Genomic DNA, 26,396 nt, shown 5'->3' on the forward strand with positions numbered 1-26,396 from the left:
GGTCTGGAAGTCACCTGTTCGGACGAAGCGGTCATTGACCCATGACGCCGATCTTTCCACCATGTCGTGGTGATCTACGTCCTGGCATATCCACAGTTCGAGCCGAGTGTCGCCGAACGCATTCATCGGTTCCGGATCGCGAACGAGCCGGCCAGGGCCATGCTCGTCCCCCCACACGTCACTCTCGTGTTCGGGCTGGCAAATATCGGCCAGAAGGAGTTCCTGGCGCACTGCGAGGCGGCAGCCAGCCTGTCATCGCAGTTTGACGTATCTTTCGTTTCGGGTGAGGTAACTTACGACTTCTTCGAAAAGGCACACAAATTATTACTTGTCAGCTCGGCTGGAAGTTCCCAGCTCGCCGCATTGCATCAACGGCTCTACGAAGGCGCTCAAGAAGCGGAACTGAAAGCCGATATCCCTTACCGTCCACACATGACGGTCGCGACGAACCCTGATCGAACGGTCATCGAGCGCTTGGACGTTTGTGCCCTCGGGGGTTTTCCACTCTCCGGAACAATCGGGGCTCTGGAGGTTGTGGAGCTTGAGAACGGGAGACTACGCCACCTAGAAACTGTCCCCTTCGCGAAGTTGAGTTAGCCATCAAGGCGGACGACAGTCCCGTCGATGCGCGCCGTCGCGTTGGGCGCGATCATCAACATATCCAGCAGGGACAGTCCCGCCGGGGCGGCCCTTCGGCTTTCCGCCGCTTCGGGGTGGCGCATCGCGCCCGCGCCGGGGATACTGGCCTGGACGACAGGCATAGGACGGAGGGACGCAGATGGCCGAGAAACGGATCGCACTGGTGACCGGGGGCGCGCGCGGGATCGGCCGCGCCTGCGCCGAGGCGCTGGCCGCCGATGGCTGCCGCGTGGTGCTGGCCGACATCGACGCCGACGCCGCCGCGGCGACGGCCGGGGAACTCGGTAACGGGGCGCTGGGGCTGGGATGCGACATCGGCCAGCCCGACCAGGTCGCGGCCCTTTTCGACCGGGTGGAGGCCGATGCCGGCCCCGTCTCCGTCCTCGTCAACAACGCCGGCATCGCAATGCCCGCGCCCTTTCTGGAAACCCCCGTCGAGGATTTCCGGAAAGTCATCGACGTGAACCTGACGGGCAGTTTCGTCGCCACCCAGCGCGCCGCCCGCGCCATGGTCGCCCACGGCATCAAGGGCGCCGTGGTCAACATGTCCTCGGTCAACGCGCAGCTGGCGATCCCGACGATCGCGTCCTACTGCGCGTCCAAGGGGGGCGTCATGCAGCTGACCAGGGCGGCTGCGCTCGCGCTCGCGCCGCACGGCATCAGGGTGAACGCCGTCGGCCCCGGCTCGATCGACACGGCGATGCTGGCCGGGGTCAACGCCAACCCCGACGCGATGAAGATGGTGCTCTCGCGCACGCCGCTGGGCCGCATCGGCACCCCGCGGGAAATCGGCGACGTGGTGGCCTTTCTCGCCAGCGAGAAGGCCAGCTACATCACCGGCGAGACCATCTACATCGACGGCGGGCGGCTTGGCCTGAATTACACGATGTGACGCAGGCGCCAGCGCAGCCAGCCCCGGCGGCGGGCCGGAGCCTCGGGCGCGGCGGGGACCTTGGGCAGATCGGTGCGGGTCGCGATGTTCATCACATCCGAAAATATCGCTAACATGGCAGGGCCTCCGGAAAAGCTGTTCTGCCGCATCCATAGCGCCGCACCGGCCTGCGCCGCGAGTCAGGAATTTTTCAGACCTGAAAGAGGGGCTTTCACATCAACTGGACCGACCTTCCCCCGCTGAGCGCGCTTCGCGCCCTCGCCGCCCTCGCCGAAGAGGGCAGCATGACCGGCGCCGGGCGCGCGCTGAACGTGACCCATGCGGCCATCGGCCAGCAGATCCGCGCGCTCGAGGATCGGCTCGGCCTCGCGCTGATCGCCCGGACCGGGCGCAGCGTCGAACTGACGCCCGATGGCCGGATGCTGGCCGAGACGCTGCGCGCCGCCTTCGGCTCCATCGCCGAGGCGGTGGAGGCCGTGTCGGGCCAGGGCGCGGCCCGCCCGCTCCAGATCACCACCACGCCGATGTTCGCCGGCCAGTGGCTGGTGCCGCGCCTGGGCGATTTCAGCGAGCTGTATCCCGATATCGGCCTGATGGTGAATCCCAGCCCGGAACTGGTCCGGCCGGAACCCGGCGGCATCGACATCGCCATTCGCTTCGGCAGCGGCGGCTGGCCGGGGGTGGAATCGGAACTGCTGCTGCCCTCTAGCTATGTCATCGTCGCCGCCCGCCGGCTGGTGGGCGACACCCCGCCGCGCACCGCCGCCGAGATGCTGTCCTTCCCCTGGCTCCAGCAGCTTGGCACCAGCGAGGTGGCGGACTGGCTGTTGCGGCAGGGGCTGATCGCCTCGCGGATGCGCCGGATCACCGAAATGCCGGGCAACCTCGTGCTCGACGGGGTGCGCCGCGGCCACGGCATCGCCGCCTCCACCCGCGCCTTCGTCGAGGCCGAGATCGCCGCCGGCGAACTGGTGCTGCTGGCCGAGGACGACAGCCCCGGGCAGGGCTACCACATCGTCACCCGGGCGGGCGTCCTGCGCCCCGCGGCGCGCGCCTTCGTCGCATGGCTTCGTGAGCAGGTGCAGCAAGGCGATTGATCTGGGTCAAGGCCCCGAAATCCCCACCCGGCGATGAAGGGGCGTGAACAGGACCCAAGCAAGGGAGGCTCGCCCATGAGCGCGCCCGCCAGCCCGCCGAAACTCTACGAAGCGCAGGAACCCGTCTTTCCGCGCCGCGTCGCGGGCTATTACCGCACGCTGAAGTGGTGGATCATGGCGATCACCCTCGGCATCTACTACATCACCCCCTGGATCCGCTGGGACCGCGGCCCGAACCTGCCCGACCAGGCGGTGCTGGTGGACATGGCCGGGCGGCGCTTCTTCTTCTTCTGGATCGAGATCTGGCCCCACGAATTCTACTTCGTCGCGGGCCTTCTGATCATGGCGGGGCTCGGCCTGTTTCTCTTCACCTCGGCGCTGGGGCGGGTCTGGTGCGGCTATTCCTGCCCGCAGACCGTCTGGACCGACCTGTTCATCCTGGTCGAGCGCTGGATCGAGGGCGACCGCAACGCCCGGGTCAAGCTGTGGAACGCGCCCTGGTCCCCGCGCAAGGCACGCCTGCGCCTGACCAAATGGACCGTCTGGCTGCTGATCGCCGTCGCCACCGGGGGCGCCTGGGTGTTCTACTTCGCCGACGCGCCGACGCTGCTGCGCCAGCTCTTCACCCTTGACGCGCCCGTCGTCGCCTATGCCTCCGTCGCGCTGCTGACCGCCACCACCTTCGTCTTCGGCGGCTTCCTGCGCGAACAGGTCTGTATCTACATGTGCCCCTGGCCCCGCATCCAGGCCGCCATGATGGACGAGGATACCCTGACCGTCGCCTATCGCGACTGGCGCGGGGAACCGCGCGGCAAGCACCGCAAGGCCGAGGGCGCCGAGTCGCTTGGCGACTGCATCGACTGCATGGCCTGCGTGAACGTCTGCCCCATGGGCATCGACATCCGCGACGGCCAGCAGCTTGAATGCATCACCTGCGCGCTGTGCATCGACGCCTGCGACGACGTGATGGCCAGGATCGGCAAGCCGCGCGGCCTGATCGACTACATCGCCCTGTCCGACGAACCCCGCGAACGCGAGGGGCAGGCCCCGCGCCCCGCCTGGCGCCATGTCCTGCGCCCGCGCGTGATGCTTTACACCGCGCTCTGGGCGCTGGTGGGGCTGGGCCTGCTGGTGGCGCTGTTCATCCGCGCCGACATGACCATCTCGGTAGCCCCCGTGCGCAACCCGGTCTTCGTCACCCTGTCCGACGGGTCGATCCGCAACGCCTACGAGGTGCGGCTGCGCAACCAGGGCGGCGCCGACCGTGAGTTCCTGCTCTCGATCACCGCCGAGGATCCGCTGCGCCTGTCGCTCGAGGGGACCGAGACGCTCTCCGTTACCGTGCCCGCCGACCAGACGCTGAACCAGCGGGTCTACCTGACCGCCGACCGCGACAGCGAGGCGGCCGAGGAAAACTCCACCCAGGTCCGCTTCTGGATCGAGGATGTGGCCAGCGGCACCCGCGCCTACGCCGACAGCGTGTTCCAGGGAAGGAATGACGACGATGACTGACACCACGGGACCGCGCCCGCTGACCGGGCGCAAGGTGCTGGCGATCACCCTGACGGCTTTCGGCGTGATCCTTGCCGCGAACCTCTCGCTGCTCTGGGCCGCGCTGGGCAGCTTTCCCGGCCTCGAAGTGGCCAACAGCTACGTCGCAAGCCAAAGCTTCGATGCCGACCGCCGCGCGCAGGCCGCGCTGGGCTGGACCGCGCAACTCGACCACCGGGGCGACATGATCCGGCTCGAACTCGCCGGCCCGGACGGGACGCCGGTCACGCCGGTTGCCCTGACCGGCAAGCTGGGCCGCGCCACCTTTGCCGGCCAGGACCAGGCCCTCGCCTTCGCCCGCGAGGGTGCCGCCTTCGAGGCGCCCGCCCGGCTTGCGCCCGGCGCCTGGCTCGTCTGGATCGAGGCCGAGGCCGAGGACGGCACCGCCTTCCGCCAGCGGCTCGAACTCTTCGTGAGGGACCCGAGATGAGCGTCGCCGCCTGCCCCGCCTGCGTGTCCCTTCCCGACGACGCGGCCACCCCCGCGCAGGTCGCGGCAAGCCTGACGCGCAGCCTCGACTACTCGGTGCCATCGGTCCATTGCGCGGCCTGCATCGGCACCGTGGAACGCGGCCTTGCCCGCCTGCCCGGCGTCGTCGCGGCGCGGGTCAACCTGACGCTGAAGCGCGTGACCGTGCGTGTCCGCGACGTCGGGGGCATCGAACAGGCGGTCCAGGACCGGCTGGCAGCCCTCGGCCATCCCGGCGACCTGCTGGATGCCGACACGCTGGGCCGCGCCGCGGGCGACCCGGTGGGCCGCGCGCTCATGCTGCGGCTGGGCGTTTCCGGCTTCGCCGCGATGAACGTCATGCTGCTGTCGGTCTCGGTCTGGTCCGGGGCCGAGGGGGCGACCCGCGATTTCCTGCACTGGATCTCGGCCGCGATCGCGCTGCCGACCGTGCTCTACGCGGGCCAGCCCTTCTTCGCCAATGCCTGGGCCGCGATAAGACGCGGGCGCATGGTGATGGACACGCCGATTTCGGTGGCGATGATCCTGGCCCTGTCCATCTCGCTCTACGAGACCGCACATGGCGGGCGGCACGCCTATTTCGACGCCGCGCTCTCGCTGACCTTCTTCCTGCTGCTGGGCCGGGTGCTCGACCATCGCAGCCGCGCCGCGGCGAAATCGGCGGCGGTGGAACTGGCGGCGCTGGAAGTGCCCAAGGCCGAGCTTCTGACGAACGGCACCCCGCGCACCGTCTCGCTTTCGGAACTGAAGGCCGGCGACACCATCCTCGTGCGCCCCGGCATGCGGGTGCCGGTGGACGGCACCGTCGCGCGCGGCGCGACCGAGCTTGACCGCAGCCTGCTGACCGGGGAAACCGCGCCGGCCAAGGCGGCCCCCGGCGATCCGGTCCATGCCGGCGAGACGAACCTGACCGGGCGGCTGGAAGTGACCGTGACCGCCATCGGCGCCGACACGCGGCTGCGCCAGATCGCCGAACTGGTCCGCGCGGCCGAGGCGACGAAGAACCGCTATGTCTCGCTCGCGGACCGCGCGGCGCGCTTCTATTCGCCGGTGGTGCATATCCTCGCCTTCGCCGCCGGCAGCGCCTGGTATGCCACGACGGGCGACCTGCGCCTTGCGGTCAACATCGCGACCGCCACGCTGATCATCACCTGCCCCTGCGCGCTTGGCCTGGCCGTGCCCTCGGTCATGGTCACGGCCTCGGGCGCGCTGTTCCGGCGCGGCGTCCTGCTCAAGGATGGAACCGCGCTCGAACGGCTGGCGCGGGTGGATACCGTCATCCTCGACAAGACCGGCACCCTGACCGCCGGGCGGCCGGCGCTTGACAGCGAGACCGACCCGCAGGCGCTGTCGGTGGCGGCGGCGCTGGGCGCTTCCAGCGCGCATCCGCTGGCACAGGCGCTGGCGGCCGCGGCACGGGCGCAGGGCATCGCCCCCGCCGAGGTGTGTGATATAGTGGAAACCCCCGGCGCAGGAGTCGAGGGACGATGGGGCGGCGCGGTTGTGCGGCTTGGCCGCGCCGCCTGGGTGGGCGCGGGCGAAAGCCCCGACACGACCTCGTGGCTGCGGATCGGCGACGACCTGCTCGTGCCCTTCCGCTTCACCGACCACCCCCGCGCGGGCGTGGGCGCCATGCTCGACGGGCTGCGCGGGCAGGTGCGCGACATCCGGCTTCTGTCCGGCGATGCCCCCGGCCCGGTCGAACGCCTGGCCGACCGGTTCGGCATCGAGACGGCCGAGGCCCGGCTCGGCCCCGACGAAAAGCACGACCGCGTGGCGCGGTTGCAGCAGGACGGCCACCATGTGCTGATGCTGGGCGACGGCATGAACGACACCGCCGCCCTTGCCGCGGCCGAGGTGTCGATCTCTCCGGCCAGCGGCATGGACGTGGCGCGCAACGCCGCCGACATCGTGCTTCTGAATCCCGACCTGTCGGTGGTGCCGGGCATCCTGCGCACCGCGCGCCGCGCCCGCGCGCGCATCATCGAGAATTTCGCGCTGGCGGCGCTTTACAACGCGATCGCCATTCCCATCGCCGTGGCGGGCTACGCCACGCCCCTTGCGGCGGCGCTCGCGATGTCGGCAAGCTCGATCTGCGTGTCGCTCAACGCGCTGCGCGTCCGCGGAGGCATCTGATGACCATTCTTCTTCTGCTCATCCCGATCTCGCTGTTCCTGGGCGGCCTTGGGCTGCTGGCCTTCTGGCTGGCGCTTCGGGGCGGGCAATTCGATGACCCCGAAGGCAACGCCGCCCGCATCCTCGAGGATCGCGACCCCGACTGACGCCTCAGAACGGCACCGGGGCGGTGTAGCTGACCCAGGCGCCGCCCTCGGGATGGCGCAGCGTCAGGCTTTCGGCGTGAAGCTGCAACCGATCCGCCGCCGCCAGCGCATCGCCCGTCGCATAGAAGCGGTCGCCCAATATCGGATGGCCGATCTCGCGCAGATGCACCCGGATCTGGTGCGAGCGGCCCGTCAGGGGACTGACCGCCAGCCTGCTTGCGGCCCCCTCGACCGCCAGCAGCGCCCAGTCGGTGACCGACGGCTTTCCGCGCGCGTGGCAGACCATCTGCAAGGGCCGGTTGGGCCAGTCGCAGATCAGCGGCAGATCCACCCGCCCCCGATCCCCCGCGGGCCTGCCCCAGACCCGCGCGACATAGCGCTTTTCCAGGCTGCGCTTCTCGAACTGCCAGGCGATGTGGCGCTGCGCCAGCCGCGTCCGGGCAAAGACCATGACGCCCGAGGTGTCCATGTCCAGACGGTGCAAGAGCAGCGCATCGGGAAAGGCGGCGCGCACCCGCGCCTCCAGGCAATCCTCCAGCCCCGGATCCTTGCCCGGCACCGACAACAGCCCCGACGGCTTGTCCACCACCAGGATCTGCGCATCCGCATGCAGCACCGACAGCCCCGCGGGCGGGGCATAGGGCTGGCCGGAGGGAAGGCGCGCGATCATGCCCCGCGCTCTAGCCCCCGCGCGCCGCCCGCCGCAAGCTCAATCGGCGTAATGCACCGTCACCGGGGTCGGCGCGCTCAGGATCGCGCGCACCGGCGCATCCTCCACGGGACCGTCCTGAAGCGCCCGTTCAAGCGCCGCCTTCTTGCCCGCCCCCGCGATCAGCAGGTGCAGGCTTCCCGCCGCCCGCAGCACCGGCGCACTCAAGGTCAGCCGCGGCTCGGGCGCGCCCGGCGCGCGCATCGGCACCAGCACCGGGGCCAGCGGCGCCAGCGCCTCGGCCAGCCGGTCGGCGCCCGGAAAGATCGAGGCGGTGTGCATGTCCTCGCCCATCCCCAGCACGCAGACATCGATGGGCAGCACCGCCTGCACCGCGGCGCTCAGGTCCGGGATCACGTCCTCGGGCGTCTCGCCGGGCGCGTAGAACGGCACCAGCACCGCCTCGGCCGCGCGCCCCCTCAGCAGCGTCTGCCGCAGAAGCCGCGTGTTCGACCGGTCCGAGCTTTCGGGCACGAACCGCTCGTCGGTCAGCATCACCCGCACCCGGGCCCAGTCGATATCCGCCTGCGACAGCGCCTCCAGGAACGGCCCCGGCGTGGTGCCGCCCGGAACCGCCAGCGTCGCGCGCCCATGGGCCTCCAGCGCGTCGGACAATTCGCGCGCCACCATCTCGGCCAGGTCCGCGGCCAGCGACTGCCTGGATGCGTAGTGCAGGATCGCGGGGATCATGCGCGCCTCACCGGTACAGGAACGACTGCGCGTTCCGGTCGAACAGATGCAGCTTTTCCGGCGCCGCGGTCAGGCTGACCCGGTCGCCACGCCGGAAGCTGCGGATGCCCTGCAACTTGGCGATCACAGCCTCGTCCTTGCCCTGCGCGTCGAAATACAGGTTGGTCGTCTCGCCCAGCGCCTCGATCACGTTGACGCTGCCCTGGTAGACCGCCGCGTCGCCATCCGTCTCGACCAGGTCCTCGGGCCGCACGCCCACCTTGACCTGCTGGCCCTGATCCTCGGCCCGGCTGGGGATCGGCACCTGGATCGTGCCGCCCTCGGTCATCTGCACCGTGGTCGTCTCGCCGGTCGCCGTGACCACCCCGTCGAGGATGTTCATGGCCGGAGAGCCGATGAACCGCGCGACGAAGATGTTGGCGGGCCGCTCGTACAGATCGAGCGGCCCGCCGACCTGCTCGATCCCGCCGCCATGCAGCACCACGATGCGCGTGGCCAGCGTCATCGCCTCCACCTGGTCGTGGGTGACATAGACCATCGTCGATTCCGGCATCGACTCCTTGAGCTGCGCGATCTCGATCCGGGTCGCCACCCGCAGCGCCGCATCCAGGTTGGACAAGGGCTCGTCGAACAGGAACACCTTGGGGTCGCGCACGATCGACCGCCCGATCGCCACGCGCTGGCGCTGCCCGCCCGACAGCGCCTTGGGCAGGCGGTCGAGATAGGGCTCCAGTTGCAGGATGCGGGCGGCGTTGGCGATGGCGGCGTCGATCTCGGCCTTGGACTTCTTGGCGATCTTCAGGCCAAAGGCCATGTTGTCGCGCACCGTCATGTGCGGGTAAAGCGCATAGGTCTGGAACACCATCGCGATGCCGCGCTGGGCGGGGGGCGTGTCGTTCACCCGCATGCCGTCGATCTTCAGCTCGCCCGAGGTGATCGTCTCAAGCCCCGCGATCATCCGCAAGAGCGTGGACTTGCCGCAACCCGAAGGCCCGACAAAGACGATCAGCTCGCCCTGCTCGATCGACAGGTTGATGTTGCGCAGGACCTCGACCTCGCCATAGGCCTTGCCGACATCGGTCAACTCCAGAGATGCCATTCTTCCCCTCCCGTTCTTATCCTTCGGCCAGATACGCGTGCCAGCCCGGCAGCGTGACCGTTTCGTTGTCGACTTTCGGCATGTAACCCAGCCCCTCGATCCAGGCCCAGGCCCCCTCGGGCAGGCGGAACTGCCGCGCCGCCCGCCCCATGTTGAAGGCGCACAGCATCGGCGCCCGCCCGTCCGCGCGGCGGATGAAGACCAGCAGATCCTCGGACGCCTCGACCACCTCCATCGTGCCCTTGGCCAGCACGGGGCGCATCCGGCGGAACGCCACCAGGTCGCGGTAGAAGTTCAGCATGCTGCCCGGCCGGCGATCCTGCTCGGCCACCGCCAGGGACAGATGCTCCATCGCCATCGGCAGCCAGGGCTTCTGGTCCGAGAACCCCCCATGCGGCCCGTCCGCCGACCAGGGGATCGGCGTGCGGCAACCGTCGCGGCCCTTGAACTTGGGCCAGAACTCCTTGCCATAGGGATCCTGCAATTCCTCGAAGGGAACATAGGCCTCGGTCAGGCCCAGCTCCTCGCCCTGGTAGATGCAGACCGATCCGCGCAGGCACATCAGCAGCGTCGCGTAAAGCCGCTGGCCCGCCTCGTCCAGGTTCCAGCGGCTGGCGTGGCGCACCACGTCATGGTTCGACAGCGCGTAGCAGGCCCAGCCATCGGGGGCCATTTCCTCGAAATCCTTCAGCACCTGCGCCGAGCGGGTGCCGCTCATCCGCTCCGGCCCCAGGAAATCGAAGGCGTAGCACATGTGGACCCGGTTATCGCCCCGGGTGTAGTCCGACACGATCTTCAGCCCGATCTGCGCGTCGCCCACCTCGCCCACGCAGGCGATGTCGGGATATTCGTTCATCAGCGCGCGGAACCGTTCCAGGAAGACCAGGTTCTCGGGCTGGTTCTTGTCGTACAGGTGTTCCTGAAAATTGTAGGGGTTCACGTCCGGCGCGATCGAGGCGTTGCGCCGGCTTTCCTCCAGCGCCGGGTTGTCCCGAAGCTGGCGGTCGTGGACATAGAAGTTGATCGTGTCCAGCCGGAACCCGTCCACCCCCCGCTCCAGCCAGAAGCGGGCGACATCCAGCAGCGCATCCTGCACCGCAGGCTCGTGGAAGTTCAGGTCGGGCTGCTTGGACAGGAAGTTGTGCAGGTAGTACTGCCGCCGCTCGCCGTCCCACTGCCAGGCGGACCCGCCGAACACCGACAGCCAGTTGTTGGGCGGCGTGCCGTCGGGCCTGGGGTCGGCCCAGACATACCAGTTGGCGCGCGGGTTGTCCCGGCTCGACCGGCTTTCCTTGAACCAGGCATGTTCCGAAGAGGTGTGGCTCAGCACCAGGTCGATCATCACCCGCAGGCCCAGCTCGTGCGCGCGCGCCACCAGCGCGTCGAAATCGCCCAGCGTGCCGAACATCGGATCGACGTCGCGGTAGTTCGACACGTCATAGCCGAAATCCAGCATCGGAGAGGTGAAGAACGGCGAGATCCAGACCGCATCCACCCCCAGGCTCGCGATATGCGACAGGCGGTGGATGATGCCGGACAGGTCGCCGATGCCGTCGCCGTTGCTGTCCTGGTAAGAGCGCGGATAGATCTGATAGATCACCGCGCCCCGCCACCAGTCCGGGTCGGGCTTCACGTTGTTCTGGGGCCCGACGGGCAGGACCAGATTCATGCGGCAGTCTCCATTACTTGACGGAACCGGCCAGCAGGCCGCGCACCAGGTATTTCTGCATCGCGAAGAACACGACCAGCGGCACCGCGATCGACACGAAGGCCGATGTCGCAAGGATCTCCCAGTTGCCGCCCCGAGTGCCCAGCAGCTCGACGATCTGGCGGGTCATCACCGTCGTCTCGCCGCTCGCGTCGATCAGGAACACCAGCGCCACCAGCAGGTCGTTCCAGGTCCACAGGAACTGGAAGATCGCGAACGAGGCCAGCGCCGGGAAGGACAGCGGCAGGATGATCTTCACGAAGATCTGGAAATCGGTCGCCCCGTCCACCCGCGCATTCTCGATGATGTCGCGCGGCAGGCCGACCATGTAGTTTCTAAGCAGGTATATCGCCAGCGGCAGGCCGAAGCCGGTATGCGCCAGCCACACGCCCAGGTAGCCCTTGCCGATGCCGATGCCGTTGTGGAACTTCAGCAGCGGGATCAGCGCCAGCTGCAAGGGCACCACCAGCAGCGCCACCACCGCCGCGATCAAGAGCGCCCGGCCCGGAAACTCCATCCAGGCCAGCGCATAGGCGGCGAACGCCGCGACCAGGATCGGGATGATCGTGGCCGGGATCGTCACCGTCATCGTGTTGAAGAACGCCTTGGCCATGCCTTCCGCGTTGTCGGGATCCAGCAGCACGTTCCGGTAGTTCTGCAAGGTGAACTCGGGCGGCGTGGTGGCCACCGCGAAGACCCGCGCGCCCCGTCCCTCGTCGAACTGCGCATCGCTCTCAAGCCGGTAGTCGCCATTCGCCTCCACCGTCAGCACGTCGCCGTTGCGCAGCGCGCCCGTCTCGCCGGCGGCGAACTCGTCCGTGGCCCGCGGGGTGGAACCGAAGCTCACGATCTCGGCCGCGCTCTCGCCCGACACCTCGAACAGGTTGCCCTCGATCACCCACAGGTCGCCCTCCTGCACCGCGGCCTCGCCGCCGGCGGTGCGCAGGGCGATGTTCTGCTCGGACGGGAACAGCGCCTTCCACCACCCGCTCGACGCGATCTGGTCGGCGGTCCGGAAGGACGACACGAACAGCCCCAGCGTGGGGAACAGCCACAGCAGCACCAGCCCCACCACGGAAATGTGGACCGCCCAGGTGAGGCCCGATTTCTTTCCGACGATATTGTCCATCGTCCCCTCCCCTCAGCGCATTTCCTTGCGCGCGTTATAGACGTTCCAGACCAGGATCGGCGTCACCAGCAGCATGATGACCATGGCGGCGGCCGACCCGACGCCCCAGTCGTTCGCACGGAAAAGCTTGTCGTACATGTAGTTGGCCAGCACCTGCGTCTCCCACTGGCCGTTGGTCATGGCGAAGACGATGTCGAAGATCTTCAGCACCACGATGGTGATGGTCGTCCACACCACCACGATGGTGCCCATGATCTGCGGCACCTTGATCTTGAAGAAGATCTGGAACGGGTTGGCGCCGTCGATGATCGCCGCCTCGATCGTCTCCTCGGGGATGCCGCGCAGGGCGGCGGACAGGATGACCATGGCGAAACCGGTCTGGATCCAGACCAGCACCGCCATCAGGAAGAAGTTGTTCCAGAACGGGATCGTCAGCCAGGATTGCGGCTGCTCGCCCCCCACCCACAGGTAGAGCGCGTTCAGGACACCGATCTGCTCCTGCCCCAGCGGGCGCTGGTCATAGACCAGCTTCCAGATCACCGCGGCGCCGACGAAGGAAATCGCCATCGGCATGAAGATGATCGACTTCGCCAGGTTCCCCCAGGAAATCCGGTCCGTCAGCTGCGCCGCCAGAAGCCCGAACGCCGTCGAGAAGGCGGGCACCACGATCAGCCACAGCATGTTGTTGCGCAGGGCTTCCCAGAACTTCGGCTCGTCCATCATCTGGCTGTAGTTGTCCAGCCCGACAAAGGCGTAGCCGCCGCCCGGCACCCGCTCGGTCAGGGACAGGCGCAGCGTCTCCCAGACCGGATAGGCCAGGTACAGGCCCAGCGCCGCCAGCGCCGGAAACAGGAACAGCCAGGGGCGGATCATGTTCGCCCGGTTGATGTTGCGGCTGATGTTCGGCCCCTTCGCCGGGAACAGCACCCTGTCCAGGAACTGGTTGGCGAAATAGAAATAGCCGACGCATCCGCCGACACCCACGATGATCGTGATGACACCCTGAAGCGCTGGATGCATGGTCCCCTCCCAAGGTCAGCCCTGTTTTTCCGGGAAGAACCCGGCGCGCGGGCCGGGTTCCTCCCAGGCGTGGCGTCTTGCGCGCCTTACTTCAGCGAATCCCAGGAGGCCTGGATCTCGTCGGCCACCTGCTGGGCGGGCTTGCCGCCGGTATAGTCCACCATGCCGGTCCAGAAGCTGCCGGCGCCCACGCCGCCCGGCATCAGGTCCGACCCGTCGAAACGGAAGGTGGTCGCGCTGGTCAGGATCTCGCCCTGGCCGCGCTGCGCGTCGTTGGCGTAGTTCACCGGGTCCGCGCCCAGGTGCGGCGTGAGGAACCCGTCCTTCGACATCATGTACTCATGCGCGAAGGGGGTCTTGAGGAACTCGATGAACTCGTCAGAGGCCGTGCTGTCGTTGGTGATCGAGAACAGCGTCCCCGCGCCCAGCACGGGCGTGCCCAGGTCCTTTTCCGCATAGGCCGGGAAGTAGAAGAAATCCGCGTCCTGACCCAGCACCGTCCCTTCCGGGAAATAGGCCGGGATGAAGCTGGCCTGACGATGCATCATGCACTGCGGCGGCACGCTGAACAGGCCCTTGGGGCTGTCGCGGAAATCGGTCGCGGCCAGCGCGCCGGGCTCGCCCGCGATGTAGTCCGGGTTCAGCGCGAAGGCGCCGAATTCCTCGATCGCGGCCACCACGGCCGGGTCGTTGAACGGCATCTCGTTCGACACCCACTGGTCATAGACCTCGGGCGGCTGGGTGCGCAGCATCAGGTCCTCGACCCAGTCGGTCGCGGGCCAGCCGGTCGCCCCTCCGGAACCCAGGCCGATGCAGAACGGCGTCTCGCCATCCGCGACCATCTGGTCCATCAGCGCCTTCAGCTCTTCCATGGTCTGCGGCACTTCATAGCCGTAGATCTCGAAATTCTCGGGAACGTACCAGACCAGCGACTTGACGTTCACGTTGAAGAAAAAGCCGTAATACTCGTTCTCGCCTTCCGCGTTGGCATAGGTGCCCAGGTCCACCCAGGACTGCCCGGCGGCGAAGTTCTCGCGCACCCAGTCTTCGGTGCCCTCGGGCAGCGGCGTCAGGAACCCGCGCTGCGCCATGGTGCGCGCCAGGCCCGGCTGCGGGAACACCGTGATGTCCGGGGCGGAACCCGCCTCGGCGTCGATCACGATCTGCTGCTCGAGGCTGTCCGAGCCGACATAATTCGCCTGCGCCCCGGTGGCGGCGTTGAAATAGGCCACCAGTTCCGAGAACGACTCGGCCTCGCCCGCCAGCCATGGCCCGAAGATGGTCAGCTCCTCGCCCGCCAGGTCGGTCGCGTCGGCAAAGGCGTTGTAGCTGTCCCAGTCGAACGTGCCCTCGCCCGGCGCGACCGGCAGGTCTACATGGCCGTCGGCATGGGCGACGCCCGTGGTTAGCGCTATCATGGCAGCGCAGGTCAAAAGTCCGGATTTCATTCCAATCCCTCCCGTTATCGTTGCGGACGCACGCCCGTTGCCCTTGCGGCACTCGGATTCGGCGTCTCAAACCGCTTTGGACACTCGCAAAATGTCTGGCGCCCCATTAGGTGTCAACCCGTTTCACCGGGACGCCCGCCATGATGTCCCATGGCCAAACTTGATTTCCCGTTTCCCCTCTGTCTACATTCAAACCGCTTTGGGGAGGGACACAAGAACAATGAACCTGAAACAGCTGTCCGACATGCTCGGGCTGTCGCCGACGACTGTCAGCCGCGCCCTGAATGGCTACCCGGAGGTGAACGCCCGCACCCGCGCCCGCGTGATCGAAGCGGCCCGCCATCATGGCTACGTTCCCAACAGCATGGCCAAGCGGCTGGCCACCGGGCGCGCCATGGCGATCGGCCATGTGGTGCCGCTGTCCGATCACGACATGATCAACCCCATCTTCGCCGACTTCATCGCCGGCGCCGGCCGCGCCTATTCCGAGGCCGGCTACAACATGATCCTGTCCGTCGTTCCCGCCGAAGAGGAAGAAGCCTCCTACCGGGCGCTTTCCGCCGCGCACAGCGTGGACGGCATCATCGTCCACGGCCCCAAGCGCAACGACTACCGCATCCCGCTCCTGAACGAACTGGGCATCCGCTTCATGGTGCATGGCCGCTGCGACAGCACCCATCCCCATGCCTGGCTCGACATGAACAACCGCGCCGCCTTCCTGCGCGCGACCGAGTACCTGATCGGGCTGGGGCACCGGCGCATCGCCCTTCTGAACGGGATCGAGACGCTGTTCTTCGCCATCCGCCGCCGCGCCGGATACGAGGATGCGCTGCGCGCAGCCGGCATCGCGCCCGACCCCGCGCTGGTCTTCAACTCCGACATGACCGAACCCTATGGCTACCGGACCGCGCGCGCGCTGCTGGCCGGGCCGAACCCGCCCACCGCGTTTCTGTCCTCCAGCCTCATCACCGCGCTTGGCATCAGCCGCGCCATCGCCGATGCGGGGCTCAGGCTGGGCGCGGACGTGTCCGTCATCACCCATGACGACGCGCTCCTGTTCCTGCCCAACCAGGGAGAGCGGCCGATGTTCACCTCGACCAAGTCCTCGATCCGCGACGCGGGCTACCGGATGGGGCAGTTGCTCATCGACATCATCGAGGGCCGGGCCGATCCCCACGTCACCGAACTGTGGGAGGCAGAGCTCGTGATCGGCAGTTCGACCGGCCCCGCCCCCTCCGGCTGAGCGGTCGGGTGCCATACAATGTGCCATACGCGTGCCATACGCTTTCCAGACGCATAGCATACGGAGAAAATCCATGGATTTCAAACGCCTGGACTTCCCTGACGGCTTCACCTTCGGCGCCGCCACCTCCAGCTACCAGATCGAGGGACACGCCTTCGGCGGGGCCGGTCCGACCCATTGGGACAGCTTCGCCGCCACCCCCGGAAACGTCGTCCGCGGCGAACATGGCGCACGGGCCTGCGACCATTACCACCGCTGGCCCGAGGATCTCGACCTGATGCGGGAAGCCGGCTTCGACGCCTACCGCTTCTCGACATCCTGGGCCCGGGTCATGCCCGGGGGGCGCGGCGCGCCCAACCCCGAAGGGCTTGATTTCTATGACAGACTGGTGGACGGCATGCTTGAGAGGGGGCTCAAGCCCTATGCCACGCTCTACCATTGGGAACTGCCGCAGCCCCTGGCCGACCTGGGCGGCTGGCGCAACCGCGACATCGCCTCGTGGTTCGCGGATTTCACCACCGTCATCATGTCGCGCATCGGCGACCGGGTCCACGCGACCGCCCCCATCAACGAGCCGTGGTGCGTCGCCTGGCTCAGCCATTTCCTCGGCGCCCAGGCCCCCGGCATGCGCGACATCCGCGCCGCCGCCCGCGCCATGCACCACGTCCTCCTGGCCCACGGCAAATCCACCCAGGCCATGCGCGCCCTCGGCCTGAAGAACCTGGGCGCGGTGATGAACCTCGAGTATTCGGCCCCCGCCGACAGCACCCCCGAAGCGGCCGCAAGTGCCCGACTTTACGACGGAATCTACAACCGCTGGTTCCTGTCCGCGGTGTGCCGCAAGGAATATCCGGCGGATGTCCTGGAGGGGCTGGCCCCCCACATGCCCGAGAACTGGCAGGACGATCTGGACCTGATCGGCGCCCCGATCGACTGGCTCGGGATCAACTACTACACCCGCAAGCTGATCGGCCCCGACGACAGCGGCCTCTGGCCTCACCTGACCGATGTCGAGGGCCCGTTACCCAAGACCGCGATGGGCTGGGAGATCTACCCCGAGGGGCTTTACCACTTCCTCACATGGGTCCACCGGGAGTTCGGCGACGGCCTGCCGATCTTCGTCACCGAGAACGGCATGGCCTCCTACGACCGGCTCGAGGCCGGCAAGGTGAACGACCAGCCCCGGATCGACTATCTGAACGCGCATCTTGACGCCGTCCGCCGCGCCATCGCCGAAGGCGTGCCGGTCGCGGGCTATTTCGTCTGGTCGCTGCTCGACAATTACGAATGGGCACTCGGCTACGACAAGCGGTTCGGGCTGGTCCATGTCGATTTCGACACGCTGGAACGTACGCCGAAGGCGTCTTTCCTTGCGTTGAAACAGGCACTTGAGCGGCGCGAAGCCTGACCTCAGGCCTTGCGGCGCAGCACCCGGGTCATGGCGTCGTAGCGGCGCACCTCATGCGCCAGGACCCGCGTATCCACGATGTTGCGCGGCAGGCTGTCGAGGAACTCGGCAAAGCCCACGGGCAGGATCGGCCCGGAAAACACCGCCAGCCGCGACAGCCCGTCCGGCAGTTTCCGCGCCGCCCGTTCCATCGCGGCAACGCCGTCGCGCAGCACCTCGTCCAGCCCGAGCCGGATCACCTGCGCCCGCGTGTCCGGTCCGGTCATCCGCGCGACGACCCCTGCTTCCTGCGCCGCACGCTCGGTCAGGGCGGGTTCGCCCGCGGCGGGATCGGCCTGCCAGAGCCGGCAGAGATCGAGCAGCCACGCCTCGGACAGGCGAAGGACATGCGCATTGGGATCCCGCAGAAGAAAATCGTCGATCACCCTTTGCTGCCTGAAATCATGGACGAAAAGCTGGTCGCTTCCACGCTCTGTCCAGATCAGCCTGGACAGGAAATGCACCGGCTTGTGGTCGCGGATCGGGACCGAAGCCGACAGGTTCCCGGTGAAGATCGGCGCGCCACCGGCGAATTCCACCCGCTCGGGATGATAGAGTTCGCCATGCGCGATGGCGCCGGGCAGCTGGTTCACCTCGGCCGGCAGGTTCGGGAACAGCTTCTGAAGCCCGTCGATCACCAGGTAGGGCCGCGCGGTCTGAAGCCGCTCCTCGAGCTTCTGGCCGGGATGGCAGCCATGGTTGACCAGCCCCGGCCGCGCCATCCGGTACCGCTCGGTCGCGCGCCGCAGCACGGCATGGGGCCGCTCTCCGGGCTTGCGGGCCGCGGCCGCGAGATGCTCGGCCACATCGCCCCCGAGAAAGACGTCATACAGCGTATCGGCCCCGCGCCAGATCTTGCGCGCGAAGAAGCCGTCGGCCCGCAACAGCATGTCCAGATGGTCGTCATAGAACACGAACGGCTTGCCCTGCGGGTCGAACCGCACAAGCGTCAGCGGCGCGTTGCAGATGCGACGGCCATGCTTTGCCGCCAGCGTCTGGAAGAAGGATTCGTCGGGGATCCAGCAGGTGCGGAAATATCGCCGATAGGCGGGCAGCCGCGGGTCGGCAAGGATCGCGTCAAGCGTGGCGCGGCTGAGGCACCACCATTGCGAGCCGATGCGGGGCGACAGCCCCTCGGGCATCCGGCGCTTCACGCCAAGGCGGCGCTGAAGCTTGACGCTCCAGTCGAAAAGCCGCCGGAAGCGCCGCCAGGGCAGCGGGTGATACAGGCTGAATCGCTCCTCGGCCAGGCCATCGACGACCCAGCGGTCCCGCAACACGTCGACCGATTCGATGAAATCCGTGTCCGGATGCGCCGCCAGGTGCGCCCGCAGCGCGGCGATCGGCTTGATCGGCAGGCAGGAACCAGAGAGCTGGCAGACATGGGTCACGCCCGGCCAGCGACGGAACATCAGCTCAAGCGAGGCGATGCAGGCATCCACCAGGCTGAAGGTTCCCCATTCGCAGCGCCGGCGCGGCGTCAGCGCGATGTCGGGGCTGTCGCCCATGATCTTCATCATGCGCTCGACCCCCGGTTCCTTCAGCCGGCTGTCGATATGCACCACCACCTTGCAGCCGTTGTCGGCCATGAAACGGGCCAGCTGGGCCGTGCGGCGCAGCTGGTCGTGGGCGAGGATGACGACGCCGATCATGCCCAGCTCCCCGACGACAGAAGGCCCAGATCCTCAAGCTGCCGCCAGTCGCGGTAGCGGGTGGAGGCGGGGGTCCACATGCTGAGCCCCTGGGTCAGCTTGTCCTCGTAGACGCGGTATTCCCGGCTGGCGGCGTAGTGCTGGCCGCGGGCGATCTCTTCCCGGGCCTTGGCGCCGAAGAGATCGAGGAACTTGGCGTGCAGCAGCACCCCGCAGGCACGTTCGCCGCCACGGTCGTCATAGACCTGGTTCAGGCCGCGCGGCAGCAGGTTGTGGGTAGAGCTGCGATAGACCATGCCGAACCGCCAGTTCACCAGCGGCACCTTGTTCAGCGCCGGCCCCAGTTCCGGCCGGTCGGCGAAGAAGACGCGCTGGCGCGGGCCGCCCTGGATCCACAGGTCGCGGTACTTGCCGTTGCGGTCGACGGAGTAGTTGGCGGCATCGAACCAGGACAGGATCTCGAACGGATCCTGCCCTTCCTGGTAGCGCGTTTCGGCGATGGGGCGGTCGGCATACATGTCCAGAAGCATCGTGCCGAAGCTGCGCCGGTGGCAGCCGTCCAGCCATTCGGTCAGCGCCTGCAGCGGTCGTGTGTGCATGTGCGGATAGACGAAGAACTCGTCGGCATCGACCGTGAGGCACCAGTGCCCGCGCCCGTGCCGGTTCAGAAGCCCGTTCATCCAGTCCATGCCATAGCGCGCGCGCTTGTAGCTGGCAGAGGTACGCCAGACCGACACGTCGGCCTGCCCGGCCAGGTAGTCCCCCGTGCCGTCGGACGAGCCGTTGTCCACGAACAGGAAATGCTGGACGCCGAGTTTGCGGTAATAGTCGAGGAAATGCGGCAGGCGGATCCGCTCGTTTCGCAGGGTGCAGAACAGAAGCGTGTCGCGGGGCCGGATGCGGCCTGTGCGGTCGCGCACGGGGGCGAGATCGCGAAGGCTGTTCAGACCAAGTAGAAAAAGTGCCACACGCTCGGCACAGAGACGGAGCCGATTAACTCGCCGGACCACACCCATCTAACTTCCCCACACTCGGGTCACCACTTACGCACAACACCTCACAAACAATACTGAAGTGTTGATCCCAAAAAGGAATTTTCAGACTGGAGATGGAATTTGGCTGAATTAGGGCAGAAAAGTCACTGATCGCCGCAAGCCACGCGGGGGCGTCCAGGGGATCAAGATAGGTTGCGGCATCGCCCACGATCTCGCGGTAGACGGGCAGGTCGGCGCAGATCGCGGGCACGCCCATCTGCAGCGCCTCGGCCAGCGGATATCCGAACCCCTCGGCAAAGGACGGGAACAGCAGCGCGCGGGCCCCACCCAGAAGCCGGTTCATGTCGGGATCTGGCAGGTAGCCATGCTCGAACACCGTCCGGCCCATGAAGGGGGCGCGGTCCAGCATGTCGAGGATGTTCTCGTTTTCCCAGCCGCGGCGGCCCACGATATGCAGATGAGGGATATCCGCTTCCGGCATCGTGTCGTGCATCCGCCGCCAGATGTTGAGCAGAAGAAGGTGATTCTTGCGCGGCTCGATGGTGCCGAGCACGACGAAATGCGGATGCGCGGCGGGCGCGGTCGGGGTCGGGTCTGCCGGATCGACGCCCAGAAGGGCGGTCACGGTCGCAGGCGACATGCCCCATCGGTCGAACCAGCGCCCGGCGCGGGTGGCGGTGTCAGCGGAGTTGAAGATCACGATATCCGCGTTCGCGGCCACGCCACGCAGCAGACGCTCGAACTTCGCGGGCGTGCCGGGCCGGGAGAATTCAGGGTAGTCGAGCGGGATCACGTCATGGACCATCACGGCGATCCGGCCCGCCCCGGCGGCGCGCAGGCGGATCAGGTGATCCGGCTCAAGATGGGTGTGGCCGACATTGATATAGGCGAACCCCTTCGAGAGGTGGCGCGCCAGAAGCCCCGGCAGTCGCTGCGTCGTGGCCCAGCCCAGCGCAAGGCGCCGGGCAGCCGATTCGGCCCGGCGGCGCGCGGGGTTCTGCCGGCGGGCAAGATGACCCAGCAGGTCGGGCGCGGGCAGGTGCGTGGGATCGGCGGCAAGCTCCAGCAGGCGGGCCATCCCGATCCGGTCCAGAAGCGCCGCGCCACGCAGCACGCGGGTGAGGAAGAAGACCCGCCCGTCCAGTCCCATAAGGTGGCGGATATAGGCGCGTTCCACCCGGTCCACACCGCTGTCGCCGCCGGCCCCGATCCGGGACAGGCTGCGCGTGACGTCCAGCACGATGTCCTGCGGGCCGGTCCTCATGCGCGTATCAGGCCGTGTAGCCGGGCATCTGGTGCCACCCCCAGGCATCGGCGATCATCTGCGGCAGGGTAGAGCGGCGGGGGGTCCAGCCCAGCACCTGTTCGGCGCGGCGGCTGCCCGAGACCAGCGCCGTGCAGTCGCCGGGACGGCGGGCGCCTTCCACCGCCGGGACGGTGGTCTCGGTCACGGCGGATACGGCGTCGATCACCTCGCGCACCGAAAAGCCGCGCCCGGTGCCAAGGTTGAACACCTCGGACCCGCCGCCCGCGATCAGGTATTCCAGCCCCTTCAGATGCGCGTCCACCAGGTCGAGGACATGGACATAGTCGCGGATGCAGGTGCCGTCGGGGGTGGCGTAGTCGGTGCCATAGATGGTCAGCGCGTCGCGCCTTCCGCGCACGGCATCCAGCGCCAGCGGGATCAGGTGCGTCTCGGGGCGGTGGAACTCGCCCACCTGGCGGTCGGGATCGGCGCCGGCGACGTTGAAGTAGCGAAAGGTGACATGGGTCAGCCTGCCATCGCGGCCATAGTCGCGCAGCATGTCCTCGACCGCGCGTTTCGATCCGCCATAGGCGTTGATCGGCTGCTGCACGCAGGTCTCGTCCAGCATCACGCCGTCCTGTTCGCCATAGGTGGCGCAGGTCGAGGAAAAGACGAAATGCGGCGTGCCGGCGGCGGTCGCGGCATCGAGCAGGGTCATCGAGCCCACGACGTTGTTGCGCCAGTAGAGCGCGGGCGCGCGCATCGACTGGCCCACATCGGAAAGCGCCGCGAAATGCATCACCGCCTGCGGCTTGTGGCGCGCGAACACTTCGTCGAGGCGCGGCCGGTCGAGCAGGTCACCCTGCTCGAAGGGACCGAATTTCACCGCGTCGGACCAGCCGGTGGACAGGTTGTCATAGGTGACGGGCACATGCCCCGCCTCTGCCAGGCGCTTGCAGGCATGGCTGCCGATATAGCCGGCGCCACCGGTGACCAGAACCGTGCTCATCCATGCTCTCCTGCGGCGGTGTCAGGCTTATTCGGCGGCCTGCTTGCGGGCCACGACCCCGGAAAGATAGGCGTGGAACTCGTCCCTCAGCGCGGGGTGCTGAAGACCGAAAGAGACCGTAGCCTGAAGGAAGCCGGACTGCGACCCGCAGTCGTAGCGTTCGCCCGAGAAGCGGAAGCCGGTGACGTTGCCGTTCGCCTCGACCTCCTGGGCGATGGCGTCGGTCAACTGGATCTCTCCGCCAGAGCCGCGGCCCATGCGGTTGAGGTTGCGCAGCACCTGCGGCGTCAGGATATAGCGCCCGATCACCGCCAGGTTCGACGGCGCCGTACCGGGCGCGGGCTTTTCCACCATGCCGCGCACGCGCAGGACGCGCCCGGAATCGCCCTCGACATCCAGCACGCCATAGCTCGATGCCTTTTCGGGCGGCACTTCCATCGCGGCGACCATGTTGCCGCCGATGTCGTCATAGGCGTCCGCCATCTGCTTGAGGCAGGGCACGCTGGACTGGATCACGTCGTCGGGCAGCAGCACGGCGAAGGGCTCGTTCCCGATCAGCCGCCGCGCGCACCAGACGGCGTGGCCAAGGCCCAGCGCCTCGTGCTGGCGGACATAGGCGATGGCGCCGCTGTCCATGTTCGTGGGCGCAAGACGCTCCAGCAGGTCGGTCTTGTTCTTGTCGCGCAGCGCCTTTTCCAGTTCAGGCGCACGGTCGAAGTAATCCTCGAGCGCGGATTTCCCGCGCGAGGTGACGAAGATGAACTCCTCGATCCCGGCGGCGCGCGCCTCGTCGATCGCGTACTGGATCAGGGGACGATCCACGAGGGTCAGGATTTCCTTGGGGATAGATTTCGTCGCCGGCAGAAACCGGGTGCCAAGCCCCGCGACCGGAAACACTGCCTTCCTGACCTTGCGGGCCATAGCCATTCTCCATTCAACTCGGACCCTTCTGGGTCCGTTTTCGGCAATGCTGCTGGTGCAGCACACTGCAGAAGACCGCGCACAGAAAATACGTTGGATTTCAAAACACTTTGTTGACGGGCATCAACCGCCGAGCCGTGCTTTAACATACCGCAACGCGGAACGCGCGCTTAATTGTTACGCTTCGAGTGGCGTTTCAATAGCCAAGGGACCGCGAAGCGACTGGATCCGGCAGATCTCCGCCGTATTGCGCGCTGCAACCGTGCCGAACGGACGGGGGCGGTCGCGCTCGGCCTTGCCCAGAAGTCCGAAGCGATGCTCGAAATAGCCGTCCCGGGTGAAGCATACCCGAAGCGGGCGCGGTGAAACTTCCGGCAGCAGCAGCGTCACCTCGTGCCCCGCAGCCGCGGCGGCCCTTGCGGCGGCCCTTGCCGCAGCGTGATCGCGAAGCCCGGCCCGGATCGCCAGCCGCGCGCCGCCATCGCGCCGTTGCAGGGGCGCGAACCCGGGCGCCTCGGCACATGCCGGAAGCCCGGTGCGGGGCGCGCGCGACGCCCCTTCGGCAAGGCCCGCCTCCAGCCCGGCCATGAGCCGCGCGACATCGCGACCCGACAGCGCGCCCAGCGAGAAGTGATGCAGCAGGCGGCGGTGCTGCTCGGTGCGGAACCCGGCAAGCCGCGCGGCGATATCGGGCTTCGGGGCGTGAAGCTTCAGGAAATGCGCCATGCTCGCGCCGATCTCGTACAGGGAGCGGGGCACCCGGTGGCGCGTCCGCAGGCGGCTTTCGGCAAAGCCGTGCAGCACTTCTGCATCCGGGACGATGGCGGTGGACCAGCCGGCCCGGGACAGGCGCAGGTTCACGTCCGTTTCGTCGAGAAAGAAGCGGTACGCCGCGTCGAAGCCGCCGATGCCCACAAGGGCCGCCCGGCGAAAGGCGCTGTTGGTGCCCACCGTCTTGACGAAGCGATCGGGCGCGGGCGCGAAGACCTGCGTCTGCGCCACGTCCAGCGGGTGATCCCGGCCCAGCCGGTCGAAGCCCACGCCGCGCCACTGGAAGCTGACGCCGTTGCGGCCCCGGACGAACCCGCCGGCCGCGCCCACGGAAGGATCGGCGAAGGGCGCGCAGAGCCGTTCGAGCCACGAGAATTCCGGCACCGCATCGTCATCGCAGAAGGCCACGATCTCGCCGCCTGCCGCGGCGATCCCCAGGTTGCGGGCGGTGGAGATGTTGGCCTCGGGGAAATGGATCCAGCGCGTGCCCCCGGGCGCCTCGGGGCGATCCGGGGGCGCAAGGTCGCTGACGACGATCACCTCGAAGTTGGGGTGACGCTGGAAGGGAAGGCTTTTCAGGACCAGCGCGAGTTCCGCGCGCCGGCTGTGGTTCACGATGACAAGGCTTGTGGCCGGCAGGCTCACGCCACGCCCTGCGCCTTCAGTATGGTTTCGATCCGGGCGACATCGACGGGGTTGTTCAACTCCCAGAAGGCGCGGCCGCGGGCCTCCACCTCGACGCAGGTGACGGGGATGCCGCGTTCCATGAAGCGCAGCTGCTCCAGCCCCTCCCATTTTTCAAGCCGGCCCTCGGGCCAGCCGGCATAGGCCCTGAGCGCGGCCGGGCGGTAGGCGTAGACGCCCACATGGTGAAATACGGGGATCTCTTCGCCCTCGGCGAAACGGCGGCCGGTATAGGGGATCACTTCCTTCGAGAAATAAAGCGCGCGGCCGGCCGTGTCGAATACGGCGGTGGTGCCGCCAACGCGGCCCACGGCGCGATCCTCCTGGAACGAGTTCAGCGCCGCCGCATCCAGCCGCAGCACCGGTGTCGCCACCTCGGCGCCCCCTGCCATCGCGGCGATCAGCGCCTCGACGAACCAGGGCGGGGTCAGCGGCGCGTCGCCCTGAAGATTGACGACCACGTCGGTATCCTGAAGCCCCAGCGCCTGCGCTGCCGCCGCACAGCGTTCGGTGCCGTTCCGGCAGCTTTCGGGGGTCATCACCACCTCGGCGCCGAAGCCCGCGGCGTGATCCGCGATGCGCCCATCGTCGGTGGCGACGACGACCCGTGCCACGCCCGAGGCGGCGCAGGCGGCATCCCAGCTGCGCCGCACGAGGCTGCGCTTCTGGCCGGTGGCGCCGGTCAGTTCCACGAGCGGCTTGCCGGGATAACGGGTAGAGGCGTAGCGGGCGGGAATGACGACGACGACGTTCATGCGGGATCCATCAGGGTGACGCCCGGGGCGTAGGCGATGAAGAAAGGGTTCTCGTATCCGGGCTTGCCATAGCGCAACGGGGCATGATCGTCGAAGCGCACCACGCGCCCGCCGGCCCCGGCCAGCACGGCATGCCCGGCGGCCGTGTCCCATTCCATCGTGCGCCCCAGCCGGGGATAGAGATCCGCCTCGCCCGCGGCGACCAGGCAGAACTTGAGCGACGACCCGGCAGAGGTGAAGTCCGCTACCGCGTAGCGCGCGATATAGGCGTCTGTCGCGGCATCCCGGTGCGACTTGGAGGCGACGACGATCAGCGCGGCATTGTCGGGCTTGCGCACGGCAAGCGGCCGCAGGGCACCGGGTGTGGCGGGATCGAAGGGGCCGTCCTCCTCGACCGCGCGGCCATCGGCATCGGTGTAGAACAGCCGCCCCCGGGCGGGTGCATAGACCACGCCGCGCACCGGCACGCCGTTCTCGACCAGCGCGATGTTCACCGTGAAGTCGCCGCGGCGCTGGACGAATTCCTTGGTGCCGTCCAGCGGATCCACGATCAGGAACCGCGCCGCATCGAGGCTGTGGCTGTCGGCCTGCTCTTCGGTCACGACGGGGATATCGGGAAAGGCCGCCCGCAAGCCCGCGAAGATCAGCGCGTCGGCGGCCTCGTCGGCGGCGGTCACGGGGCTGTCGTCGGATTTCGCGCGCACTTCGAAATCCTCGGCGCCGTAGATCTCCATGATACGGTCCCCGGCCTCGAGCGCGAGGCGGCGCAGCGTTGCGGTGAGCGTGGCAGGATCCATGCGGCGTTCATCCCTTTGCGATAGTCCTGCGGCAGCATTAGCGGCATTCGTGAAGGATTTGCAGGCCAAATCGCGCTGCGCTAGGGTGAAGCGCCTGTAAGGAAGGACCTTGGCCCGTGCAGAGCCCCCCGCAAAGCCAGCGAT

Annotated in this window: 25 protein-coding genes; 9 read left to right on the forward strand and 16 right to left on the reverse strand. The window is 67.8% G+C overall.

Annotation, left to right across the window (positions count from 1 at the left end; translation table 11 throughout):
- Positions 1-69: 69 nt before the first annotated feature.
- Entirely contained in the window at positions 70-597 is a 528-nt protein-coding gene (locus tag HMH01_RS00780; protein WP_171321531.1) for a 2'-5' RNA ligase family protein, read from the forward strand.
- A gap of 181 nt (positions 598-778) precedes the next feature.
- The gene (locus tag HMH01_RS00785; RefSeq protein ID WP_171321533.1) at positions 779-1,531 is read left to right on the forward strand and encodes an SDR family NAD(P)-dependent oxidoreductase; all 753 of its coding nucleotides are present in this window, start codon (positions 779-781) and stop codon (positions 1,529-1,531) included.
- On the opposite strand, the gene HMH01_RS17905 is transcribed toward HMH01_RS00785, so the two are convergent.
- Complete coding sequence (locus HMH01_RS17905) at positions 1,519-1,647, reverse strand: hypothetical protein (RefSeq protein WP_281365932.1); 129 nt, start codon at positions 1,645-1,647, stop codon at positions 1,519-1,521. The two genes, HMH01_RS00785 and HMH01_RS17905, sit on opposite strands and share 13 nt — an antisense overlap.
- A 123-nt stretch (positions 1,648-1,770) precedes the next feature.
- On the opposite strand from HMH01_RS17905, the gene HMH01_RS00790 reads away from it, so the two are divergent.
- The 5 genes from HMH01_RS00790 (at position 1,771) to ccoS (ending at position 6,929) form a co-directional block, all read left to right on the forward strand.
- Positions 1,771-2,628 (forward strand): LysR family transcriptional regulator, encoded by an 858-nt coding sequence (locus HMH01_RS00790; RefSeq protein WP_281365958.1) that lies wholly within the window; start codon positions 1,771-1,773, stop codon positions 2,626-2,628.
- Between the two features lie 75 nt (positions 2,629-2,703).
- Entirely contained in the window at positions 2,704-4,140 is a 1,437-nt protein-coding gene (ccoG, locus tag HMH01_RS00795) for a cytochrome c oxidase accessory protein CcoG (RefSeq protein ID WP_171321535.1), read from the forward strand.
- Positions 4,133-4,609, forward strand: a complete 477-nt coding sequence (locus HMH01_RS00800; RefSeq protein ID WP_171321538.1) for a FixH family protein — start codon at positions 4,133-4,135, stop codon at positions 4,607-4,609. Before ccoG ends, HMH01_RS00800 begins: the two co-directional genes overlap by 8 nt.
- Positions 4,606-6,783, forward strand: coding sequence for a heavy metal translocating P-type ATPase (locus HMH01_RS00805; protein ID WP_171321540.1), 2,178 nt, complete (start codon positions 4,606-4,608; stop codon positions 6,781-6,783). Before HMH01_RS00800 ends, HMH01_RS00805 begins: the two co-directional genes overlap by 4 nt.
- Positions 6,783-6,929, forward strand: coding sequence for a cbb3-type cytochrome oxidase assembly protein CcoS (gene ccoS, locus HMH01_RS00810; protein ID WP_171321542.1), 147 nt, complete (start codon positions 6,783-6,785; stop codon positions 6,927-6,929). The genes HMH01_RS00805 and ccoS overlap by 1 nt, the downstream gene beginning before the upstream one ends.
- Before the next feature lie 4 nt (positions 6,930-6,933).
- On the opposite strand, the gene HMH01_RS00815 is transcribed toward ccoS, so the two are convergent.
- The 7 genes from HMH01_RS00815 to HMH01_RS00845 all read right to left on the reverse strand — a co-directional run bounded on the left by HMH01_RS00815 (position 6,934) and on the right by HMH01_RS00845 (position 14,732).
- Entirely contained in the window at positions 6,934-7,599 is a 666-nt protein-coding gene (locus HMH01_RS00815; RefSeq protein WP_171321544.1) for a pseudouridine synthase, read from the reverse strand.
- A 39-nt stretch (positions 7,600-7,638) separates the two neighbouring features.
- Positions 7,639-8,328 carry a 6-phosphogluconolactonase gene (gene pgl, locus HMH01_RS00820; RefSeq protein WP_171321546.1) on the reverse strand — a complete coding sequence of 230 codons (690 nt, stop codon included), beginning with the start codon at positions 8,326-8,328 and terminating at the stop codon, positions 7,639-7,641.
- Positions 8,329-8,335: 7 nt separating this feature from the next.
- Positions 8,336-9,427 (reverse strand): ABC transporter ATP-binding protein, encoded by a 1,092-nt coding sequence (locus HMH01_RS00825; RefSeq protein WP_171321547.1) that lies wholly within the window; start codon positions 9,425-9,427, stop codon positions 8,336-8,338.
- A 16-nt stretch (positions 9,428-9,443) separates the two neighbouring features.
- Positions 9,444-11,096: an alpha-amylase family glycosyl hydrolase gene (locus tag HMH01_RS00830; RefSeq protein ID WP_171321549.1), complete on the reverse strand. Its 1,653-nt coding sequence runs from the start codon at positions 11,094-11,096 to the stop codon at positions 9,444-9,446.
- 13 nt (positions 11,097-11,109) lie between these two features.
- Positions 11,110-12,264, reverse strand: coding sequence for a carbohydrate ABC transporter permease (locus HMH01_RS00835; protein ID WP_171321552.1), 1,155 nt, complete (start codon positions 12,262-12,264; stop codon positions 11,110-11,112).
- A 12-nt stretch (positions 12,265-12,276) separates the two neighbouring features.
- Positions 12,277-13,284 carry a carbohydrate ABC transporter permease gene (locus tag HMH01_RS00840; RefSeq protein ID WP_171321554.1) on the reverse strand — a complete coding sequence of 336 codons (1,008 nt, stop codon included), beginning with the start codon at positions 13,282-13,284 and terminating at the stop codon, positions 12,277-12,279.
- An 86-nt stretch (positions 13,285-13,370) separates the two neighbouring features.
- Positions 13,371-14,732, reverse strand: coding sequence for an ABC transporter substrate-binding protein (locus HMH01_RS00845; protein ID WP_171321556.1), 1,362 nt, complete (start codon positions 14,730-14,732; stop codon positions 13,371-13,373).
- Positions 14,733-14,952: 220 nt separating this feature from the next.
- On the opposite strand from HMH01_RS00845, the gene HMH01_RS00850 reads away from it, so the two are divergent.
- Together HMH01_RS00850 and HMH01_RS00855 are read left to right on the forward strand one after the other, a co-directional pair.
- A complete protein-coding gene (locus HMH01_RS00850; protein WP_171321558.1) occupies positions 14,953-15,975 on the forward strand; it encodes a substrate-binding domain-containing protein in 1,023 nt (340 codons plus the stop codon).
- 73 nt (positions 15,976-16,048) lie between these two features.
- Complete coding sequence (locus HMH01_RS00855) at positions 16,049-17,383, forward strand: GH1 family beta-glucosidase (protein WP_171321560.1); 1,335 nt, start codon at positions 16,049-16,051, stop codon at positions 17,381-17,383.
- 2 nt (positions 17,384-17,385) lie between these two features.
- Here the strand turns inward: HMH01_RS00855 and HMH01_RS00860 are convergent, their stop codons facing one another.
- From HMH01_RS00860 to cysQ, 8 genes are all read right to left on the reverse strand, one after another.
- On the reverse strand, positions 17,386-19,074 hold the full coding sequence (locus HMH01_RS00860) for a DUF5927 domain-containing protein (protein WP_171321562.1): 1,689 nt from the start codon (positions 19,072-19,074) through the stop codon (positions 17,386-17,388).
- Positions 19,071-20,090, reverse strand: a complete 1,020-nt coding sequence (locus HMH01_RS00865; protein ID WP_171321564.1) for a glycosyltransferase family 2 protein — start codon at positions 20,088-20,090, stop codon at positions 19,071-19,073. The genes HMH01_RS00860 and HMH01_RS00865 overlap by 4 nt, the downstream gene beginning before the upstream one ends.
- Positions 20,068-21,333, reverse strand: a complete 1,266-nt coding sequence (locus HMH01_RS00870; protein WP_171321566.1) for a glycosyltransferase family 4 protein — start codon at positions 21,331-21,333, stop codon at positions 20,068-20,070. Before HMH01_RS00870 ends, HMH01_RS00865 begins: the two co-directional genes overlap by 23 nt.
- Before the next feature lie 7 nt (positions 21,334-21,340).
- The gene (gene galE, locus HMH01_RS00875) at positions 21,341-22,324 is read right to left on the reverse strand and encodes a UDP-glucose 4-epimerase GalE (RefSeq protein WP_171321568.1); all 984 of its coding nucleotides are present in this window, start codon (positions 22,322-22,324) and stop codon (positions 21,341-21,343) included.
- Between the two features lie 27 nt (positions 22,325-22,351).
- Entirely contained in the window at positions 22,352-23,245 is an 894-nt protein-coding gene (gene galU, locus HMH01_RS00880; protein ID WP_171321570.1) for a UTP--glucose-1-phosphate uridylyltransferase GalU, read from the reverse strand.
- Positions 23,246-23,422: 177 nt separating this feature from the next.
- Complete coding sequence (locus HMH01_RS00885) at positions 23,423-24,661, reverse strand: glycosyltransferase (protein WP_171321572.1); 1,239 nt, start codon at positions 24,659-24,661, stop codon at positions 23,423-23,425.
- Positions 24,658-25,455 (reverse strand): 3-deoxy-manno-octulosonate cytidylyltransferase, encoded by a 798-nt coding sequence (gene kdsB, locus HMH01_RS00890; protein ID WP_171321574.1) that lies wholly within the window; start codon positions 25,453-25,455, stop codon positions 24,658-24,660. Before kdsB ends, HMH01_RS00885 begins: the two co-directional genes overlap by 4 nt.
- Positions 25,452-26,252 (reverse strand): 3'(2'),5'-bisphosphate nucleotidase CysQ, encoded by an 801-nt coding sequence (gene cysQ / locus HMH01_RS00895; protein ID WP_171321576.1) that lies wholly within the window; start codon positions 26,250-26,252, stop codon positions 25,452-25,454. Before cysQ ends, kdsB begins: the two co-directional genes overlap by 4 nt.
- Positions 26,253-26,396: the final 144 nt, after the last annotated feature.

This window comes from Halovulum dunhuangense (genome assembly GCF_013093415.1).
GTDB classification, from domain to species: Bacteria; Pseudomonadota; Alphaproteobacteria; order Rhodobacterales; family Rhodobacteraceae; genus Halovulum; species Halovulum dunhuangense.

Coding starts and splice junctions, on each gene's coding strand:
- pgl (WP_171321546.1), bottom strand. CDS start 8,328: ATGATCCCCGCGATCCTGCACTACGCATCCAGGCAGTCGCTGGCCGCG.
- HMH01_RS00825 (WP_171321547.1), bottom strand. CDS start 9,427: ATGGCATCTCTGGAGTTGACCGATGTCGGCAAGGCCTATGGCGAGGTC.
- HMH01_RS00870 (WP_171321566.1), bottom strand. CDS start 21,333: ATGAGGACCGGCCCGCAGGACATCGTGCTGGACGTCACGCGCAGCCTG.
- HMH01_RS00830 (WP_171321549.1), bottom strand. CDS start 11,096: ATGAATCTGGTCCTGCCCGTCGGGCCCCAGAACAACGTGAAGCCCGAC.
- ccoG (WP_171321535.1), top strand. CDS start 2,704: ATGAGCGCGCCCGCCAGCCCGCCGAAACTCTACGAAGCGCAGGAACCC.
- HMH01_RS00860 (WP_171321562.1), bottom strand. CDS start 19,074: ATGATCGGCGTCGTCATCCTCGCCCACGACCAGCTGCGCCGCACGGCC.
- HMH01_RS00800 (WP_171321538.1), top strand. CDS start 4,133: ATGACTGACACCACGGGACCGCGCCCGCTGACCGGGCGCAAGGTGCTG.
- HMH01_RS00840 (WP_171321554.1), bottom strand. CDS start 13,284: ATGCATCCAGCGCTTCAGGGTGTCATCACGATCATCGTGGGTGTCGGC.
- HMH01_RS17905 (WP_281365932.1), bottom strand. CDS start 1,647: ATGTTAGCGATATTTTCGGATGTGATGAACATCGCGACCCGCACCGAT.
- HMH01_RS00845 (WP_171321556.1), bottom strand. CDS start 14,732: ATGAAATCCGGACTTTTGACCTGCGCTGCCATGATAGCGCTAACCACG.
- HMH01_RS00815 (WP_171321544.1), bottom strand. CDS start 7,599: ATGATCGCGCGCCTTCCCTCCGGCCAGCCCTATGCCCCGCCCGCGGGG.
- HMH01_RS00835 (WP_171321552.1), bottom strand. CDS start 12,264: ATGGACAATATCGTCGGAAAGAAATCGGGCCTCACCTGGGCGGTCCAC.
- cysQ (WP_171321576.1), bottom strand. CDS start 26,252: ATGGATCCTGCCACGCTCACCGCAACGCTGCGCCGCCTCGCGCTCGAG.
- kdsB (WP_171321574.1), bottom strand. CDS start 25,455: ATGAACGTCGTCGTCGTCATTCCCGCCCGCTACGCCTCTACCCGTTAT.
- ccoS (WP_171321542.1), top strand. CDS start 6,783: ATGACCATTCTTCTTCTGCTCATCCCGATCTCGCTGTTCCTGGGCGGC.
- galU (WP_171321570.1), bottom strand. CDS start 23,245: ATGGCCCGCAAGGTCAGGAAGGCAGTGTTTCCGGTCGCGGGGCTTGGC.
- HMH01_RS00850 (WP_171321558.1), top strand. CDS start 14,953: ATGAACCTGAAACAGCTGTCCGACATGCTCGGGCTGTCGCCGACGACT.
- HMH01_RS00785 (WP_171321533.1), top strand. CDS start 779: ATGGCCGAGAAACGGATCGCACTGGTGACCGGGGGCGCGCGCGGGATC.
- HMH01_RS00865 (WP_171321564.1), bottom strand. CDS start 20,090: ATGGGTGTGGTCCGGCGAGTTAATCGGCTCCGTCTCTGTGCCGAGCGT.
- HMH01_RS00855 (WP_171321560.1), top strand. CDS start 16,049: ATGGATTTCAAACGCCTGGACTTCCCTGACGGCTTCACCTTCGGCGCC.
- galE (WP_171321568.1), bottom strand. CDS start 22,324: ATGAGCACGGTTCTGGTCACCGGTGGCGCCGGCTATATCGGCAGCCAT.
- HMH01_RS00805 (WP_171321540.1), top strand. CDS start 4,606: ATGAGCGTCGCCGCCTGCCCCGCCTGCGTGTCCCTTCCCGACGACGCG.